The 18744-nt window shown below is 70.9% G+C and carries 7 protein-coding genes; all 7 read right to left on the bottom strand.

Annotation, left to right across the window (positions count from 1 at the left end; translation table 11 throughout):
* Positions 1-16 precede the first annotated feature (16 nt).
* Positions 17-835 carry an ABC transporter permease gene (locus tag GVY39_RS03440; protein WP_159921227.1) on the bottom strand — a complete coding sequence of 273 codons (819 nt, stop codon included), beginning with the start codon at positions 833-835 and terminating at the stop codon, positions 17-19.
* The gene (locus GVY39_RS03435; RefSeq protein WP_159921229.1) at positions 835-1653 is read right to left on the bottom strand and encodes an antibiotic transporter; all 819 of its coding nucleotides are present in this window, start codon (positions 1651-1653) and stop codon (positions 835-837) included. Before GVY39_RS03435 ends, GVY39_RS03440 begins: the two co-directional genes overlap by 1 nt.
* The gene (locus tag GVY39_RS03430; protein ID WP_159921231.1) at positions 1650-2636 is read right to left on the bottom strand and encodes an ATP-binding cassette domain-containing protein; all 987 of its coding nucleotides are present in this window, start codon (positions 2634-2636) and stop codon (positions 1650-1652) included. The genes GVY39_RS03435 and GVY39_RS03430 overlap by 4 nt, the downstream gene beginning before the upstream one ends.
* On the bottom strand, positions 2633-15937 hold the full coding sequence (locus GVY39_RS03425) for a non-ribosomal peptide synthetase (RefSeq protein WP_159921233.1): 13305 nt from the start codon (positions 15935-15937) through the stop codon (positions 2633-2635). The genes GVY39_RS03430 and GVY39_RS03425 overlap by 4 nt, the downstream gene beginning before the upstream one ends.
* Before the next feature lie 198 nt (positions 15938-16135).
* The gene (locus GVY39_RS03420; protein ID WP_159921235.1) at positions 16136-16597 is read right to left on the bottom strand and encodes an AMP-binding protein; all 462 of its coding nucleotides are present in this window, start codon (positions 16595-16597) and stop codon (positions 16136-16138) included.
* A 138-nt stretch (positions 16598-16735) separates the two neighbouring features.
* Positions 16736-17824 carry an ABC transporter substrate-binding protein gene (locus GVY39_RS03415; RefSeq protein ID WP_159921237.1) on the bottom strand — a complete coding sequence of 363 codons (1089 nt, stop codon included), beginning with the start codon at positions 17822-17824 and terminating at the stop codon, positions 16736-16738.
* 49 nt (positions 17825-17873) lie between these two features.
* Positions 17874-18680, bottom strand: coding sequence for a VOC family protein (locus GVY39_RS03410; RefSeq protein WP_159921239.1), 807 nt, complete (start codon positions 18678-18680; stop codon positions 17874-17876).
* Positions 18681-18744 lie beyond the last annotated feature (64 nt).

The raw sequence follows: 18744 nt of genomic DNA, 5'->3' as shown, positions 1-18744 counted from the left end.
AACCGGCGGCCGGGATCTAGCGTCGGCTGGCCCTGCGGTAGCCGATCGTCGCGGGCACTGCGAACAGGATGATCGCGCCGAGCGACCACACCACGGTGAGGGTGAGCGAGCGGGCGAGGGGCCCACCGGAGGCGAGCGCGCGCATGGTGTCGACCGCTACCGACATGGGTTGGTTGCGGACCACCGGCTGGATCCACTTCGGGAAGGCGGCCAGCGGGACGAAGCCGGTGCTGAAGAACATCATCAGTGAGGTGAGGATCGTGATGCCCTCCACCAGCGTCGACTTCGCGGTGAAGACGGCCACGGAGGTGACGATGGTGGCGAAGGCCAAGCCGAACAGAACCGGAATGAACAGGAAGACGATCGTCGCCGCGACGCTCTGGTGGAAGCGGAATCCCATCACGGAGCCGACCAGGACGACGGCGAGGGTGCACAGGAAGATACGGCAGCCCTCCGCGAGGATTCGGGAGGCCAGACCCGATGCCCGGTGCACCGGCAGCACCCAGAACCGTGCGAGCAGGCCCGCGTCGCGTTCGCGGCCGAGCAGGACACCTCCCGCCACCGCGCCGGACAGCGCGCCCACCAGGGCGACCATGGGCACCGACCCATACAGCGCGCTCTCGCCGGTGAACTTCCGGATCTGTCCGCCGATCACCGTGTTCAGCATGACCAACAGCAGGCACGGGATGATCAGCGTCTCCAGCAGCGTGACCGGATTGCGCGCCCAGCGCAGCAGCAGTCGTTGGGTCTGGATCAGGGTGTGGCGCAGCAGCGCCGACACCGACACCTCCGAAGCGGTGCGCGCTTCGTCCTTGCGATCCGCCAGCAGTACCATCACGCCCTCCTCGAGCTCAGCCGGATCGACAGCGGAACGCAGACGATGAGGATGCCGAGCGCCCATGCCAGCGGCGGTCCCAGCAGCGACCAGCTCACCTGCCCGGCGTTCGGCCCGATGTCACCGGCGAACGCCCGCAACGCGATGGCCCATTGCGAGACCGGCTGGTTGCGCACGAACGGTTGCACCCAGGCCGGAAACTGGTCGGCCGGAGCGATCCCGGTGGACAGCATGCCGAAGATCAGAGGCGGCAACACCAGCGCCTGTGCGGTCGCCTCGGGGTTGCGCGAGACGGTGCCGATCACGTCCCCGCCCCAGATCAGCGCGAGGCCGATGAGCAAGGAGAACAGCACGAAACCGATCGTGTGCGCGGTGCTGAGGTAGAAACGGAACCCGATGACGTAGCCGCAGATCAGCGCGGTGATCAGTCCGATGCTCAGGCGGAAGACACTGCCGGACAGGCGCGCTGCGACCGGGACCAGCGGGCCGATCGGCATCGAGCCGAAGCGCCGGTTGAGCCCGGCGACCGAATCGGTGGCGGCGCGGAAGGCCGCCGAGACGGCCGTGAACGCGGCGGCCTGGAGGATCACCAGCGGCATCATGTACTGCGCGTAGCTGCTGAACCCGGTGCCGATGACGGTCATGATCGTCTTCAGCGGGATGTAGAAGCTGGCGGTGAAGGCCGCGGGGGCCAGCACCGAGGTGAGCACCTCGCCGGTCTGCACCGAGGGCACGATCAGCCGGGTGGTCAGCACCCACCATTGCTGCGGTCGCAGCGGCGCGGCGCGGGTCTGGCTGAGCCAGGTCGCCGCCGTCACGCCACGACCTCCGGCTGCGCGGTCTGCTCCACCGTCGCCAGATGCCCGGTGAGCTGCAGGAAGACGTCGTCGAGCGAGGGGCGGCGCAGTGCGATGTCCACCAGTTCGACGCCCGCGCTGTCCAGGCGGCGCAGCGCTTCGGCGAGCGTCCGCGCGCCGTCCGGGGCGGGCACGGCGATCCGGTCGGACTCAGGGGTCAGCGCGGCCCGGGTCTCCTGCGGCAGCAGCGAACCCAGGGCCGCGGCGATGGCGGGCAGATCCTTCAGATCCAGCGGTACGACCTCGCAGTAGCTGCCGCCGGTCCGCGACTTCAGCTCGTCGGCGGTGCCGTGGGCGATCACCACGCCGTGATCGATGACGATGATGCGGTCGCTGAGCGCGTCGGCCTCTTCCAGGTACTGGGTGGTGAGCAAGGTGGTGATGCCCGCCTTCTTGAAGCCGGAGACCAGATCCCACACGCCCTGTCTGCTGCGCGGGTCCAGCCCGGTGGTGGGTTCGTCCAGGAACACCACGTCGGGCCGGACGACCAGACCGCAGGCGATGTCGATGCGCCTGCGCATACCGCCGGAGTAGGTGCCGACCCGGCGGCCGGCCGCGCGCTCGAGATCGAACTCGGCCAGCAGCTCGTCCGCGCGGGCGCGGGCGGCCCGCTTGCGCAGGCCCATCAGCCTGCCGAACATCACGAGGTTCTCGTAGCCGCTGAGCATGTCGTCCAGCGCGGCGTACTGCCCGGTCAGCATGATGCTGCGCCGCACCGCCGCCGGGTCGGCCACCACGTCGTACCCGGCGACCACGGCGCGCCCGCGGTCCGGCCGGATCAGCGTCGACAGGATGTTCACCGTGGTGGTCTTGCCCGCGCCGTTCGGTCCGAGAATGCCGAGCACCTCGCCCGGCTCGGCCGCGAAATCGACTCCGCGCAATGCCTTGACCGCGCCGAAGGATTTCTCGATCCCCTCGACGACGACTCCTTGGTCGGAATTCATCCTCGGCCTCCCAGATGTGCATCGAGTGCGCGCGCGATGATCGGCAGCGCCTGCGGCGCCGTCATCTCGTCGTGGGTGACGTCGATGTCGTGGTTGATGATTTCGCCGGTCACATACGGCCGCCAGCCGTCGGGACCGAAGATGTCGGAGGTGCCGACGGTCGCGCTGAAGTACACGATGTCGCCGTCGAACACCGGGCGGCGGTAACCGGTTCTGGTGCGCGCGGCGGCGTTGTACGACCCGGCCATCCGCTCCAGCGTGGGGGCGTCGATCAGCGAGACGCCGCCGAGTCGTTCCCGGATCAGGTCCGCCGCCTGCTGCGCGGTCGCGTCCGCGGGTACGTCGTGGATGCCGAACACCGCGCCGAACGAGTGGACGAACGACCCGGCGGTGAGCCGTTCGATGCTGTGGCCGTCGATATCGGAGGTGTCGGCGTCCAGCAGCGCGACCACGCCCACCTCGGCGCCCTCGGCCTTCAGTTTCACCGCGGCCGCGTGGGCGATCAGGCCGCCGAACGACCAGCCGAGCAGGTGGTAGGGCCCTTCGGGTTGCAGGGTCCGGATCTCGCGCACGTAGCGTTCGGCGAACTCCTCGATCGAGCGCGCGGGTGGTTCGTTGCCGCTCAGATCGGGCGCTTGCAGGCCGTAGATCGGGCGGCCGGGCGCGAGCGCGTCCGCGAACCCCAGGTAGGTCCACGACATCCCGGATGACGGGTGGATGCAGAACAGCGCCGGTTGCGAGCCTCCGAGCCGGATCGGCAGCACCACGTCGAGCCCGAGTCCGCCCGCCGCCGGAAGGGCCGGACGCGCCGTGGCCGCCGCTTCTTCCTCGGCGGCGATCCGCGCCGCCGCGGACTGCGCGAAACGGGCCGCCGCGTGCAGCGTGTCGATCCACAGATCGGCCAGCTCGGCGACCTCGTCCCGGCCGAGCAGAGACGACGGGAAGCCGAAGCTCGCCCGCAGCCGGTCCCCGATCACCACGGCGTTCACGTCGATCGCCGCCTGCAAGGGCACGCCGGGATCCTCGGTGACGTGCACGTCACCCAGATCTTCGGCCGGTAGCCAGCCCAGGCCCTCGAGCCCGGCCGGGATGTCGCCGGTGGAGTACCGGCCGAGGTAGTTGAACCCGACCCGTCCCGGCAGCCGTCGCGGCAGCTGCCGCGCGGTCTCGGGGTTGAGGTAGCGCAGCAAGCCGAAGCCGATGCCTTTGTCCGGGACCGTGAGCAGTTGATGCTTCACCGCGCGGATCGCCCTGCCCAGCGCGGGCCCGCCGGCGAGCGCGTCCTCGATGTCGATCCCCGCCAAGTCGAGGCGAACCGGGTACATGCTGGTGAACCAGCCGATGGTGCGCGAGAGATCGGCGCCGGGCACCACTTCTTCCTGACGGCCGTGACCTTCCAGGCGCAGCAACGCCGACGGGTCGGACTGTCGCCAGCGCACCAGCGCCAGCGCCAAAGTGGCCAGCAGCGCGTCGTTGACACTGCCCTGGAACAAGCCGGGCAGGGTGGTGAGCAGCGCGGCGGTGACCTCCTCGGACGCCTCCCGCTCGACCATGCGCAGCGTGCCGGTCCGGTCGAGCTCGGGATCCAGCTCCCGCCCGCCGATCAACGGATCGGGTCCGTCGAGCACGTCATGCCAGTACGCCAGCTCGGCGACCCGATGTTCCGAGCGCGCCTCCTCGGCCAGCGCGTGCGCCCACCGCCGCATCGAGGTCCCGGTCTCGGCGAGCACCGGGGTGTTGCCGACCGACACCTGAGCCCAGGCGGCCACCAGATCCGGCACCAGGATGCGCCAGGACACGCCGTCGATGACGAGGTGGTGCGCCAGCACGATCAGCCGTCCCGCGCCGGTGCGCGTGCCCGCGGCGCCCACCGGGTCCAGCCAGATGAACTGCAGCACGGTGCCGTTCGCCGGATCGAGCCGGTCGGCCGCGGCGTCCAGTTCGGTCATGGCGAACTCGTGCAGCTCGATCGGCTCGATCGCGTCGAATTCGATGCGGTGCACGAGCGCGTCCACGTCGACCGAGCCGGGCGCGCCGACCACGATGCGCGGGCCGTCTTCGGCGTCGGCGAGCAGCCGGGCGCGCAGGATGTCGTGCCGGTCCACCGCGGCGGTGAGCACCGCGACGATCTGCGAGCGCTCGATTCCCACCGGCAGTTCCAAAACCGCGGTCTGGGCGAAGCGGTCGTAGTTCCCGCCCCGCTCGAGCATGTAGTGCACGATCGGCGGGGCAGGCAGCTCGCCGACGCCGCCGCCGGGCAGTTCCTCCAGCGTCACCGTCGTGCCCGCGGCGTCGACCGCCGCGGCCAGCGCCGCCACCGTGCGGTGCTCGAACACCTGCAAAGGCGTGCAGTTGATGCCTTGCTGCTTGGCCCGCGACACCAGCTGGATGGCCAGGATGCTGTCTCCGCCGAGGGAGAAGAACGAATCGTCGGCGCCGACCTTCGCCACGCCGAGCAGTTCACCGAAGATTCCGGCCAGCTGCTGTTCGGTCGGCGTGGACGGTGCGCGGTATTCGGTGCGGTCGGTGGTGAATTCCGGTTCGGGCAGCGCCTTGCGGTCCAGTTTGCCGACCGCGTTGCGCGGGATCTCGTCCAGCACCACGAACGCCGAGGGCACCATGTAGCCGGGCAGGATGTCGGCGGCGAACGCGCGCGCTTTCGCCACGTCGAGTTCGACCCCGGGCGCGTGGACCAGGTACGCGGCCAGCGCGGTCGCCCCGGTGGGGCCGGGCACGCCGAGCGTCAGCGCGAAATCCACGCCCTCGGCGCGGCCGAGCACCGCATCGATCTCGCCGAGCTCGATGCGCTGGCCGCGCACCTTCACCTGGAAATCGGTGCGGCCCAGATATTCCAGTTCCAGTCCCACCTCGCCGCGGATCCAGCGCACCAAGTCGCCGGTCCGGTACATCCGTTCGCCCGCCGCGCCGAACGGGTTCGCGTGGAAGCGGGCGGCGGTGAGACTCGGCCGCGCGTGGTAGCCGCGAGCCAGCGCGGGGCCTGCGAGGTACAGCTCGCCCGCCACGCCCACCGGGACCGGGCGCAGCCGGTCGTCGAGCACCAGCGCGGCCGCGCCGTGGACCGGTGTCCCGATGGAAACGGGCAGGCCGAGCTCCATCGGCGTCGAACCCGTTGCCCAGATGGTGAATTCGGTGGGGCCGTACAGGTTGACCATGGTGCGTCCGGTGGCCCAGCGTTCGACCAGCTCGGCGCTGACCGCTTCACCGACCGAAGCGAGTACCCGCACGCCGGCCAGTTCGGCGGGATCGAGGGTGGCCAGCGCGGACGGTGTGATCACCAGGTGCGTGACCTGCTCGGCGGCGATCAGCTCGGCGAGCTCGCTGCCGCCGAACACCTCCGGCGGCGCGACCACCGACGCGCCACCGGAGCCGAACGCCATGAGCGCTTCGAACAGCGACGCGTCGAAACTCGGCGACGCCACTTGCAGTACCCGGGAGTGCTCGTCCAATTCGAGTAACTTCTGTTGCGCGGCGACGAAATCGGCGATGCCGCGGTGCGAGACCGTGACACCCTTCGGCGTGCCGGTGGAGCCGGAGGTGTAGATCATCCAGGCCGCGTTGTCCAGCCGGATCGGGCTGGGCAGTTCACGCGCGTCCAGCGGGCGGCTGCTCGCGGCGCTCCAGCGTTCCACGAGGGCCAGGTCGTCGAGCACCAGCCAATTCGTGCTGTCGGGCAGCATCGGGCGGAACGCGGCGAGGGTGAGGCCCAGCGTCGCGCCGGAATCGGTGAGCATGTGGTCGATGCGGTCCACCGGGTGCTTCGGGTCGACCGGCAGGAACGCCGCGCCGGCCTTGGCAGCGGCCCACACGCCGGTCAACAGTTCCGCCGAACGCGGAAGCCCGAGTGCCACCACGGTTTCCGGGCCCGCGCCTTCCTCACGCAACACCCGCGCCAGGCGATTGGCGTGCGCGTCGATCTCCCGATAGGTGGTGGTGTATCCGCCGACGACCAGGGCGGGCCGCTGCGGGTATCGGTGTGCGGTCTCGGCCAGCAGCCTCGCGAGCGTTGTCGTCCCGGCGGATTCGGGACCGCGCACCGGCACCAGCGTCGCGCGTTCGACGTCGTCGAGGAGGTCGATATCGGCGATACGAACCTCGGGCCGCGCCAGGACCGCCGCGAGCACTCGCCGCCACCGGTTGGCGAACGCGGCCATCGTGGCCGAGTCGAACAGATCCGTCGCGTAGGTCAGCACGGCGTCGATGCCGGCCGGACCACTGTCGGCGAAGCGCTCGCGCAGGTCGAGGGTCAGGTCGAACTGGGAGGCGTTGCGGTCGAAATCCTCCACCTCGAAGCGCAGGCCGGGCAGCTCCAGGACCGGTTCGACGAAGTTCTGCAGCGACAGCGAGACCTGGAACAGCGGATGGTGCGCGGTCGATCGCGGCGGGTCCAGCACTTGGACCAGCCGCTCGAACGGCACGTCCGCGTTGGCGAAGGCGTCCAGGTCCGCGGACCGGACGGCGTCCAGGAACGCCGCGAAGCCTGCTGCGGTATCGACCGGAGTGCGCAACGCCAGAGTGTTGACGAACATGCCCACGAGCTGGTCGAGCGCCTCTTCGCCACGTCCGGCGACCGGGGTGCCGATCACCACGTCGTCGGTGCCGCCGAGCCGGGCGAGCAGCACCGCGAGCGCGGCGTGCACGACCATGAACGGGCTGACGTTGTGCGCGGCGGCGAAGTCCACCAGCGCTCGGTGCGTCTCGGTGTCGACGGTGAAGCCGTGATCGGCGCTGTGCATGGTCTGCACCGCGGGGCGCGGCCGGTCGGAGGGCAGTTCCAGCACCTCGGGCGCGCCCGCCAGCGTCTCGCGCCAGAACCGGATCTGATCGGCCGCCAGTGATTGCGGGTCCGCCTCGTCGCCGAGCACCTCGCGATGCCAGAGCGCGAAGTCGGCGTACTGCACCGGCAGCGGGACGCGGATGGCGTGCCCGCCGCCCGCCCGCTCGGAGTAGGCGGCGACCAGGTCGGCGGCCAGCGGCGCCATCGACGCGCCGTCCGCGCTTATGTGGTGCACGACCAGCACGACGACGTGCACCGCCGGCGTGGCGGCCGCGATCTCGCCGGGGCTCGCCGTATGGCCCGACGCGACCGGTGCGGTGCCCGCGGCGGGGCCGGAGGAGACCGGCGCCGCACCGGTGGAATGACCCGACGACACCGGCGCGGCACTCACGGAAGGCTCCGGGCCACCGTGGAGCCGGAACAGGCTCACCCGCAGCGGCGGTTGGGTGGCGAGATCGAATCCGGTGCCCGCCAGTTCGGTGATCCGGGCGCGCAGCGCCGCGCCGTCCCCGGTGCCGACCACCGGCATGTCGGGCACGGCGACGTCGGCGCCGACCACCACCTGACGCGGTCCCTCCGCGTCCGCCGGATAGAGCGTGCGCAGGCTCTCGTGCCGGTCGACCACATCGACGAGCGCGGCCCGCAGCGCGTCGACGTCGAGTTCGCCGGTGAGCCGCAGCGCCACCGCGATGTTGTAGGCGGGCGAGGCGGGATCCATCCGGTTGAGCACCCACATGCGCTGCTGCGCGGGGGACAGCGGAACGCGATCGGGCCGGATCCGCGGCGCCAGGGCGAATCGGCCCGGCGCATCGCCGGTGGCCGGGATCACCCGGGCGGACAGCTGAGCCACGGTCGGCGCGTCGAACACCTCGCGCAGCGCGATCCGCGAGCCGAGCGCCGCGTTCACCCGCGCCACCACTTTCGTCGCGCTGAGCGAATTGCCGCCGAGTTCGAAGAACGACTGGTCGACGCCGACTCGCTCGCGCTCGAGCACCTCGCCGAACACCGCGGCCACCGCCTCCTCGACCGGTGTGCGCGGCGCGAGGTAGGGGCGGTGGCTCTCGGAGAAGTCCGGCACCGGAAGGGCTTTGCGATCCAGTTTGCCGACCGGGGTGAGCGGAATCGTGTCGAGCACCACCAGGTAGCCGGGCACCATGTAGCCGGGCAACTCGGCGGCCACCTGGGCGCGCAGCCGCTCGACGTCCAACCGAACGCCCTCGACGGGCAGCACATAGGAGACCAGCACGGTGGTCCCGGCAGGGCCGGTGCGCCCGATGGTCACCGCGTACTCGACCTCGTCGTCACGGGAGAGCACCGCGTCGATCTCGCCCAGCTCGATGCGCAGGCCGCGGATCTTGACCTGGAAGTCGCTGCGGCCCAGATACTCCAGCTCGTAACCGTTGCCGTTGTCGACCCAGCGCACCATATCGCCGGTGCGGTACATCCGGCCGCCGGGTTCGCCGAACGGGTCGGCGACGAACCGGCTCGCGGTCATCTCGAAGCGGTTGAAGTAGCCGCGGGCGAGCGCGGGGCCCGCCAGATACAGCTCACCGGGCACTCCGACGGGCACCGGACGCAGCCAGGTGTCCAGCACCACCGTGGCCGATCCGCGGATCGGTCCGCCGATCGTGATCGGCTCACCCGAGACGAGTTCGCCAGGGCCGGTCGCCCAGATGCTGAACTCGGTGGGGCCGTACAGGTTCACCATGCGCCTGCCCGGCGCCCATCGCTCGATCAGCTCCGGCGTCGCCGCCTCGCCCGCGACCGCCAGCACGCGCAGATGTTCCAGGCCGGCGGGTTCCATGGTGGCCAGCGCCGACGGCGTGATCACCGCGTGGGTGACGCGCTGGGTGCGCAGCAGGGTTTCCAATTCCGTTCCGCCGTAGACGTCCGGCGGCGACACCACCAGCCTGCCGCCCGCGCCGTGCGCGGTGAGCAGCTCGAACACCGAGGCGTCGAAGCTGGGGGAGGCCACCTGGAGCGCGCTGGCGGTGTGATCCAACCCGAGCGTCTCCCGTTGCGCGGCGACGAGGTTCGCGATTCCGCGGTGGCTGAGCAGCACGGCCTTCGGTTTGCCGGTGGAGCCGGAGGTGTAGATCAGGTAGGCCGTCTGGTCCAGGTCGATCGGCCCGCCGCGCTCCTCGTCGGTGATCGGCGCTTCGGAGACCGTCATCACCCGCCGGATGGTGTTGAGGTCGTCGAGCAGCAGCCAGTCGATCGTGCCTGGCAGCGTCTCGCCGGTCGCGGTGACCGTCACGCCGATCGGGGCCTTGGAGTCGGTGAGCATGTGCTCGATGCGCTCCACGGGGTAGTTCGGGTCCAGTGGGGCGAACGCCGCGCCGGTCTTGGCCAGCGCCCACACCGCGACCACCGATTCCAGTGAGCGGGTGAGTGCCAGCACGACGAACACCTCGCGCCCGACACCCCGGCGCAGCAGCATCCGGGCGAAGCGATTGGACCAGGCGTCGAGTTCGCCGTAGGACATGGTGAGTTCACCGGCGGTGATCGCGATCGCGTCCGGATCGATCCGCGCGCCCGCGGTGAGCAGCTCGGGCATGGTGGCCTGCGGCACCGACTCCGGGCCGCGCACCGGCACGAGCGCGGCGCGTTCGGCCTCGTCGCAGTACTGCAGTTGCGAGACCAGCGCGTGGGGGTTGTCCGCCAGCTGGGTGAGCAGCCGGACGAACCGATCCAGCAGCGGCAGGGCCGCTTCCCGCGGAAGTTGGTCGGCCATGTACTTCAGCGTGATCCGCAGCGTGTCCCGACCGTTGTCGCCGCGCAGCGGAATCACCATGAGATTCAACGGGTACGGCGTCGCGTCGGTGCCTTCCACGTCGAGCACCCGCATGCCCGCGATGTCCAGCGCCTGCGACAGCGCCTCGCGATCGATCGGATAGGACTCGAAAACGGTCAGCGTGTCGAACAGTTCGGCCAGCCCCACCGCTTGGTGGATGGCGGCCAGTCCCACGTGCTGGTGGTCCAGCAGCCGCACCTGCTCGGACTGCAGGCGCGCGAGGAGGTCGGTGACCTTCTCCGACGGATCCAGCCGCACCCGCACCGGCAGCGTGTTGATGAACAGGCCGACCATCTCCTCGACTCCGGCCAGTTCCGGCGGCCGTCCCGAGACGGTGCCGCCGAACACCACGTCGGTGCGACCGGTGAGCATGGCCAGCAGCATCGCCCACGCGGCCTGCACCAAGGTGTTCACCGTGGCGCCCGCTTCCCGGCCCGTGGTCTCCAGCCCGGCGACGGTGGCGCGGGACAGGTCGACGGAGATCATCCCGGTCTCGGTCGATTCGATTCCGGCGAGGGTGGGCACCGCGCGGGTCGGCGTGTCGATGCCGGCCAGCGAATCGGTCCATGCCGCGAGGGATTCGCTGTCGTCCCTGCTCGCCAGCCAGGTCAGGAACTCGCGATAGGAATGCGCCTGCGGCAGGGCCGTGGTGTCGCCGTCGGTGACGTAGAGGGTGAGCAGTTCGCGCACGAGCAGCGGCGTCGACCAGCCGTCCAGCACCAAGTGGTGATTGGTCAGCACGAAGCGGTAGGTGTCGGGTGCGATCCGGATGAGCGTGCAGCGCAGCAGCGGGGGACGGGTGAGCTCGAACCGGGTGCGCGCGTCCAGCGCGATCAGCCGGTCCAGCTCCCTGGCGCGCTCGTCCTCGTCGGCCATGCCGGTGAGATCCGCTTCCCGCCACTCGATCTCGGCGTCGGCCAGGACCAGCTGGCGCGGGCCCTCCTCGGTCTCGACGAAGGCGACGCGCAGGTTCTCGTGGCGGGTCACCAAAGCCTGTGCGGCGCGACGCAACCGGGCCGCGTCGACGGTGCCCGCCAGGGTGAGCAGCGACTGCACCGTGTAACCGTCCGCGGTGTCGGAGTCGTAGAGCGCGTGGAAGAGCAGACCGTATTGCAGCGGCGAAAGCGGCCACACGTCGGCGAGGTTCGGGTAGTCGCGCTCCCAGGCATCGATCTGCGCCTGGGTGACGGTGACCAGGTCGAAGTCCGACGGTGTGCGTCCGCCCGCGCTCGCGGACCCGGCGTGCTCGGCGAGCGCGGCCAGCGCCTGCCCCCACAGCGCGGCGAGCTCGCCGAGGTCGGCCTCGTCGAACAGCCGTGCGGCGTAGGCCCAGGTCACTTCCAGGCCCGCGTCGGTGAGCACGGCGTTGATGTCCACCGCGGCGGCCAGCGGCGCGCGGTCGTCCTGGGTCGCGGCGAACCGGCGCGGCAGCCACGGCTGCGCGTCGCCGCCGGTGGACGCGCGACCGAGGTAGTTGAAGCTGATCTGGGGGGTGGGCGCGTCCGCGAGCGCCGCCGCGGTCTCCGGGACCAGGTAGCGCAGCATGCCGAACCCGATGCCCTTGTCCGGCAGGGCGCGCAGCTGTTCCTTGGTCGCCTTGATCGCCGCGCCCGCCGCGGGGCCGCCCGCGAACGCCTCCGCCACGTCGATGCCGGTCAGATCGATCGCGACCGGGTAGACGCTGGTGAACCAGCCCACCGTGCGCGCCACGTCGGCGCCGGGCAGGATGGTCTCCTCGCGGCCGTGGCCCTCCAGCGTGAACAGCGCCGAGGTGCGCCCTCGCCAACGGGCCAGCGCCAGCACGAGCCCTGCCAGCAGCACGTCGTCGGCGCCGCAGTGGAAACGGTCCGGCGCGGTGGTGAGCACGGTCCGCGCGATGTCCGGCGCAACGAGGGTCGTCAGATTCGCCATCGAGCCCACCACATCGCGGGCGGGGTCCATCGGCGCCGAGCCGAGCGCGGGGTCGGGCGTGGCCAGAACGCGTTGCCACATCGGCAATTCCGCGGTGCGCGTGGCCGCGTGCTCGCGCTGTCCGTGGGCCCAGCGCCGGAACGAGGTACCGACCGGCGCGAGCTCGGCGCCCAGCGCGGCGGTGGCCAGATCCGGCAGCAGGATGCGCCAGGAGATGCCGTCGGTGACGAGATGGTGCAGCACCAGCCACAGCAGCGGCGCGGCGCCGGCGCGCTCGATCCACACGAAGCGCGCGACCACGCCCGCCTCCGGGTCGAGCAGGTCGGCGGCGCGCTGCAACGCACCCTCGCAGGTCGCCTCGAGATCCGTCTCCGCGGTCACGACGTCGAGCAGGGGGCCCGCGTGCACCGCACCGTGTTCGGCGACCACCCAGTTCCAGCCGTCGCTCGTGCGGCGCAGCGTCGAGCGCAGCACGTCGTGCCGGTCCAGCAGCGCCTGGAGCGCGGCGACCAGACTCGCGCGCTCGATGCCGGTGGGCAGATCGATCAGCACGGCCTGGGCGAACCGCTGCCACGTGTCGCCGTGCTCGAGCATCGCGTGCACGATCGGCGTCGGCTCCACCTCGCCCACCCCGCCGCCGGGCAGCTCGTGCACCACCCCGGTCGGTACTTCGGCGGCCACCGCGGCGAGCGCGGCGACGGTCTTGCGCTCGAAGACATCGCGCGCGCTGAGCCCGAGCCCTGCCGCCTTCGCCCGCGACACCAGCTGGATCGAGACGATGCTGTCGCCGCCGAGTGCGAAGAAGCTCTCGTCGACACCTACCGATTCCAGCCCGAGCACCTCCGCGAACAACGCGGCGAGGAGCTCCTCGCGTGGCGTGGACGGCGGCCTGCTCGTGCTCGTGCGCGCACCGAACTCCGGTGCGGGCAGCGCCTTGCGGTCCACCTTGCCAAGCGGTGTGAGCGGGAGGCTGTCGAGCACCATGACCACCGAGGGCACCATGTAGGCCGGGAGTGTTTCGCCCGCAGCGGCTTTCAGGGCCTCCGGATGCAACTCCGCGCCCGGCTTCGGCAGCACGTACGACACGAGCGCGGTCGCGCCCGAACCGGTTTCGACGCCGAGGGTGAGCGCGAAGTCGACGTCGGGATGCCGCTGCAGGGCGGCGTCGATCTCGCCGAGCTCGATGCGGAAGCCGCGCACCTTGACCTGGAAATCGCTGCGCCCCTGGTACTCCAGTTCGGCACGACCGTCGTGCTCGACCCAGCGCACCAGGTCTCCGGTGCGATACATGCGCTCGCCGGTCGCGTAGGGGTTGGCGACGAATCGGTCGGCGGTGAGCCCGTTGCGCCGGTGATAGCCGCGGGCCACACCGGGACCGGCGAGGTAGAGTTCGCCGGTCGTACCCGGCGGCAGCGGCCGCAGCCACGGGTCGAGGACGACGGCCGACACCTCGCGGGCCAGACCGCCGATGGTGATCGGGCCGTCGGGTGTCAGCGGGGCGCTGAGGGTCACGGTGACGGTGGTCTCGGTGGGGCCGTAGCCGTTCAGCAAGGTCCGGCCCGACCATTTCGCGACCAGCTCGGGCGGGCAGGCGTCGCCGCCGACGATCACGGTGCGCAGGTCGGGCAGCGTGGCCGGGTCGAGCGATCCGACGACGGCCGGGGTCACGTTGAGATGGGTCACGCGGTGGGCGCGCAGCACCTGAGCCAGCTCCGCGCCCGCGTACGCCGACGGCGGCACAACGGCCAGCGTCGCGCCCGCCGCGAGCGTGACCAGAATCTCCTCGACGGAGATGTCGAAACTCGGTGATACAGCATGGGCGACAACCGAATTCGCGTCGATGCCGAAACCGGCGCCGGAACTCGCCACCAGGTTGGCCAGGCCGCGATGCGGGACGAGCACGCCTTTGGGGAGTCCGGTGGAGCCGGAGGTATAGATGACGTACGCGACCTGGTCGGGACGCAGCGCGGCGGTGCGCTCGGCGTCGGTCAGCGGTGCGGCGTCCTGCTCGGCCAACGCCCGCTCGGTGCCCTCGTCATCGAGGATCAGCCAGGACACCCGATCCGGCAACGACTTTCGCGCCGACGCCGTCGTCACCCCGGCGACGACTCCGCTGTCGCCGACCATGTGCTCGATCCGGTCGGCCGGATAGGTCGGGTCGATCGGCACGAACGCCGCGCCGGTCTTGGCCACCGCGATCGTCGCCAGGACCGACTGGATCGACCGCGGAATCGAGATCGCCACGGTGTGTTCGGGGCCGGCGCCCGCGGCGATCAGCACCCGCGCCAGCCGGTTGGTGTAGTCGTCCAGCCCGCGGTAGGTCAGCGCGGTCTCGCCTTCGACGAGAGCGGTCGCCAGCGGATCCCGGGCCGCGCCCTCGGCGAGGATGTCCGGCAGCGTCCGCGCCGCGACGCCCACGGGGCCGCGCGCGGGGGCGAAGTCCGCGCGCTCGTCGGCCGACAGCACCGGGACGGTGGCCAACGGCGCGTCCGGTCCCGCGGCGAGGAAGCGGTGCAGGAAGGACAGGAACCGGCGGTGCTGCCCGGTCAGCTCGGCGTCGGTGTAGAGGTTGCCGTTGGCCTGGAAGTCGACATGCGTGCTCTCGCCGCCGACGCCCGGATACAGGTTGACGAACAGGTCATCGATCAAACCGGAGGTCAGCACGTGCAGCCGCCCGGTGACCTGGCCGAGCTGAATCCTGGTGTCGACCATCATCAGGTTCACCGAGGGGCCGAAAGACGCGGCCTCGTCCATCGGCCAGCCGAGGTCGCGGAAGATGTCTTCCTGCCGGTAACGCTGGCGCCGCAGCGCACCCGTCAACTCGCCCTGGGCGGCGCGGATGACGTCGCCCACCGTCGTGGAGGGCGTCAGGCGCAGCCGCAGCGGAACGACGTTGGCGATCATGCCGCCGGAACGCCGCAGCGTGGCGGTGGTGCGCGCGGACACGGGAAGGCTGAGCACGACCTCGGGTGCGCCGGTCATCGCCGACAGGTACGCGCCGAACGCGGCGACCACGGTCGGCGCGACGCCGGAGGACACCTGCTCGGCGACGTCAGCCAGCAGTCGGGCGGTGTCGGCGGGCAGCGCGCCCGCGACCCGCCTCGGATGCCCGTCCACGCCCGCGGTGCGACCGGCCAGGTTCACCGGATCGGCCATGCCGTCCAGATGCGCCAGCCAGTGCTCGCGGTCGGCGACGAACCGCTCCGAACTGCGGTAGGCCAGGTCCGCGTCGACAATCTTGCGCAGGTCCTCCGCCTTCGCCGGCGGCGCTGCACGGCCCTCCACGGCGGCGTTGTAGAGCTCTCCGGTGCGCTGCACCATGGTCAGCGCGCCCATACCGTCCAGCACGATGTGGTGGATCCGGGAATACCAGAACCAGCGTTCCGCTCCGACGCGCAGCATGGCGATGCGCACCAGGCGGTCGCGGGTCAGTTCCAACGGCGCCTCGTACTCGGCGCGCATCCAGGTGTGCGCGGCCGCCTCGGGGTCGGGTTCGGAGCGGAAGTCGAACGTTTCCAGGCTGTCGTCGAGGGTGGGGTCGACGAATTGGAACGGGTGCCCCTCCACTTCGACGAGGCGGAGGTAGCCGGTGCCGAACTCGCGCCCGGCCTGCTGCGCCGAACGCGCGAGCAGGTCGAGGTCGATCGGTCCGTTCAGTTCGACGTACTGGGCGATGGAGATCGGAGTGTCACCGGCGACGTGCTGGGCGAACCAGATGCCGCGCTGTGCCGCCGACAAGGCGAAGGCCCCGTCGGGAAGAACCGTGTCCGTATTTTTCGCCGAAAGGGAAGGCTGTTGCATGACGTGTCCTACGTTCAGACCGCGGTCGGACTACTCGGCGATGACCGCCCGTAGCCGCCGCGGTTGCGGTAGTACCTGCCGCCGCACAGCTCGCGGCAAGTCAATTCTGAACCGGCGCGGTCGGCGCTGCGGGGGTATTGCGCACACTGCGCGACCCGAACATCGCTGTTCGGGTCGCGTGGGGAGGGATATGCCCGGTCAGGCGGATGCGGGAAGAAGATCCAGGTCGGCGGTGCCCAGCGGGGCGGAGGAACTGGTGAGGTAGCGCTGGAGGGTGGAGCGGTCGTCCAGCACCAGCCAGGTGATCGAGCCGGCCTGGTCGGGCCGCTGATCCTTGGTGGTGACGCCCACCGGGGTGCCGAGCGCGAAGGAGCCGTCTTCGGTCACGGGGACGGTCACTGCGCCGATCTTGGTGGCGGCCCGCTCGGCCACGACGGACTCGATGGTCTGGTCGATCGCCACCGCGATGCGGGTGCCGGGGCCCGCGCCGATGCCGAGCAGCAGGCGGGCGAGGCGGTTGGACCAGCGATCCAGTTCGGCGTAGGTGAGGTCGCAATCGGCGGTGGACACCACGACCGCCTGCGGATCGACCTCGGCGACGGGCTCGGCCAGCGGCAGGACGTAGAGGTTGTCGGCGAGCGAATCGGTCAGCGTGTGCATTTCGTGTCCTCGAGTGTCGATTGAGAGGTTGTTCTGCGTACCTCTTAATCTCGTCCTCGAGCGGCCCTTCCGACAGCAACCCCAGCGCTGGTCCGGGCACTCCCAGGGTGGGCGAAATCCCACCCAAGGGTGTGGCGCTCAGTCGGTCACGTAGCCGTTGAGCGTGTTGCGCAGATCGGTGAGCAGGGCGCGGGCGGCGGTGAGGCCCTCGCCGTGCCAGACGCTGTCCTCCACGGCGAACACCCGGCGGTCGGTGGCGGCGCCGAGTTCCTTCCATTCGTCGGTGCGCAGCACCGCTTCACCGTGCTCCTTGCCCTCCCGGCCCGCGAGGATCACGTAGATCACGTCGCCTTCCACCTTCGTGGCGAACTCGCCCCCGCGCACGTCGAACGAGGCGCCGCGCTGGGCGGCGGGCCGCTGCACGCCCCCGTCGCCGAGCACCTGGCCCGCGAAGCTGTCGCCGCCCTGCACCTGGTCGGTGTCGGCGGTGAACCGGATGACCGATGCCTGGGTCTGGCCCGCCGCCAGCGCGACACCGGTGTCGCGCGCCTCGGTGCGGTAGTTCTGCAGGGCGGTCTCCGCCGCGCCCAGACGTCCCAAACCCGCGGCGAAAGCCGCGAATTCGGCCTGCCAGCTGTTGTTCGAGCCGACCAGCACGGTCGGGGCGATGGCCTGGAGCGCGGCGAAACTCGCCGCGCCGGTGGGGATCTCGCCGAGGATCAGGTCGGGGCGCAGATCGGCGATCCGGGCCGGGTCGGGTTGCGCGGCGGTGCCGACGCCGGGAATCTTCAGCACGCCGGTCCCCAGATAGGCCGGTTGCGGGCTCGGCCCGTCGAGGGTCACCGTGCCGACGACCCGCTCCCACAGGCCGAGCGCGCAGACCGCGTCCAGCGCGGAGGTGGTGAGCACGACGATGCGCTGTGGATCGGCGGGCACCTCGGAGACCCCCGCCGCATGCGTGACGCTCCGGGTCTGCGCATCCGCCGGGTCCGGCGCGCTCGGCAACGCGCACGCCCGGGTGGTGTCACGCTCCAGACCCACCACGCCCGCACCCGCGATATTCGTGGTGGTGCGCACGATCGAGACGTCGTCGTCGCTCTTGCCGCCACAGCCCGCCGCCAGAACGGTCGCGCACACGGCGGCGACCACGATCACCCGGCGACCCGCGGCGGCGGGTGTGGGAGAAGCTGTGCGGTTTCGGAAGCGAACGAAGGCGCTCAGCGGCATGCGGCTGAGGGTACCGTGTCTGATTCGCAGCGCCGGACGGCGCCGTGAATCACGCTTTCTCGCCGCCGATGCTGAAGCGGGCGCCGGTGGCGTCGGTGACCGCGGCCATGCGGCCGTAGGGGGTGTTCTCCGGGGGCGAGAGCACCGAGCCGCCCAGTTCGGCGAGCCGGTCGACGGTCTTGTCCACGTCGTCGGCGCCGAAGTAGACGGTCCAGCCGGCGGGTGCGCCTTCGGGCAGGAACGCCGAGGCGTCCATGACGCCGCCGAGCATCGGACTCTCCGCGTGGATGGTGGAGTAGCGGAATTCCGGGACGTCGGAGATCGTCAAGACGTCCGACCAGCCGAACACGTCGCGGTAGAACGTCAGCGAGGCGTCGTAGGCGCGGGTGTGCAACTCGAACCACGACGGTGCGCCCGCGTGGTCGCGCCACTGCCCGCCGGAGACCAGGCCCATGGTCTCGAAACCGGGGAACGTCCCGGCCTGCCAGATGCCGACGCCCGCGCCCCCGACGTCGCCGAGCACGGCCATCGTGCCCAGCTCGCCGACCGCCATCGGCGGCACGACCAGCGACGCCCCCGCCGCGGTCGCCGCGTCGGCGGTGGCCTGGGCATCGGGACTGGCCAGATACACCGTCCACTGTTCCGGGCTGTCAGTGTCGCCGGGCATCCTGGCCATCGCGCCCGCCACCGCGCGCCCGTCCTTGCGGAAGGTGATATAGCCGCCGAACTCCTCGCCCGCGCTCTCGGCGGTCCACCCGAACAGGTCGCGATAGAACGCGATGCTCCGGTCGGGATCGGAGGTGTACAGCTCTACCCAACAGGGATCGCCCGGCTTGGTGTCGTTCGGTTTCGTCATCACTGGTTCTCCTGGCTGCGAGGTGAACTGATGTCACCGGTACAGACGGACCCGGCCCGCCGAA

The sequence above is a fragment of the Nocardia sp. CY15 genome (genome assembly GCF_009829295.1).
GTDB lineage: Bacteria > Actinomycetota > Actinomycetes > Mycobacteriales > Mycobacteriaceae > Nocardia > Nocardia sputi.
This window is presented reverse-complemented; position numbering and strand designations above follow the sequence as displayed.

Excerpts from the sequence above, each read along its gene's own strand:
- GVY39_RS03410 (WP_159921239.1), bottom strand. The coding sequence starts at position 18,680 with ATGACGAAACCGAACGACACCAAGCCGGGCGATCCCTGTTGGGTAGAG.
- GVY39_RS03415 (WP_159921237.1), bottom strand. The coding sequence starts at position 17,824 with ATGCCGCTGAGCGCCTTCGTTCGCTTCCGAAACCGCACAGCTTCTCCC.
- GVY39_RS03430 (WP_159921231.1), bottom strand. The coding sequence starts at position 2,636 with ATGAATTCCGACCAAGGAGTCGTCGTCGAGGGGATCGAGAAATCCTTC.
- GVY39_RS03440 (WP_159921227.1), bottom strand. The coding sequence starts at position 835 with ATGGTACTGCTGGCGGATCGCAAGGACGAAGCGCGCACCGCTTCGGAG.
- GVY39_RS03425 (WP_159921233.1), bottom strand. The coding sequence starts at position 15,937 with ATGCAACAGCCTTCCCTTTCGGCGAAAAATACGGACACGGTTCTTCCC.
- GVY39_RS03420 (WP_159921235.1), bottom strand. The coding sequence starts at position 16,597 with ATGCACACGCTGACCGATTCGCTCGCCGACAACCTCTACGTCCTGCCG.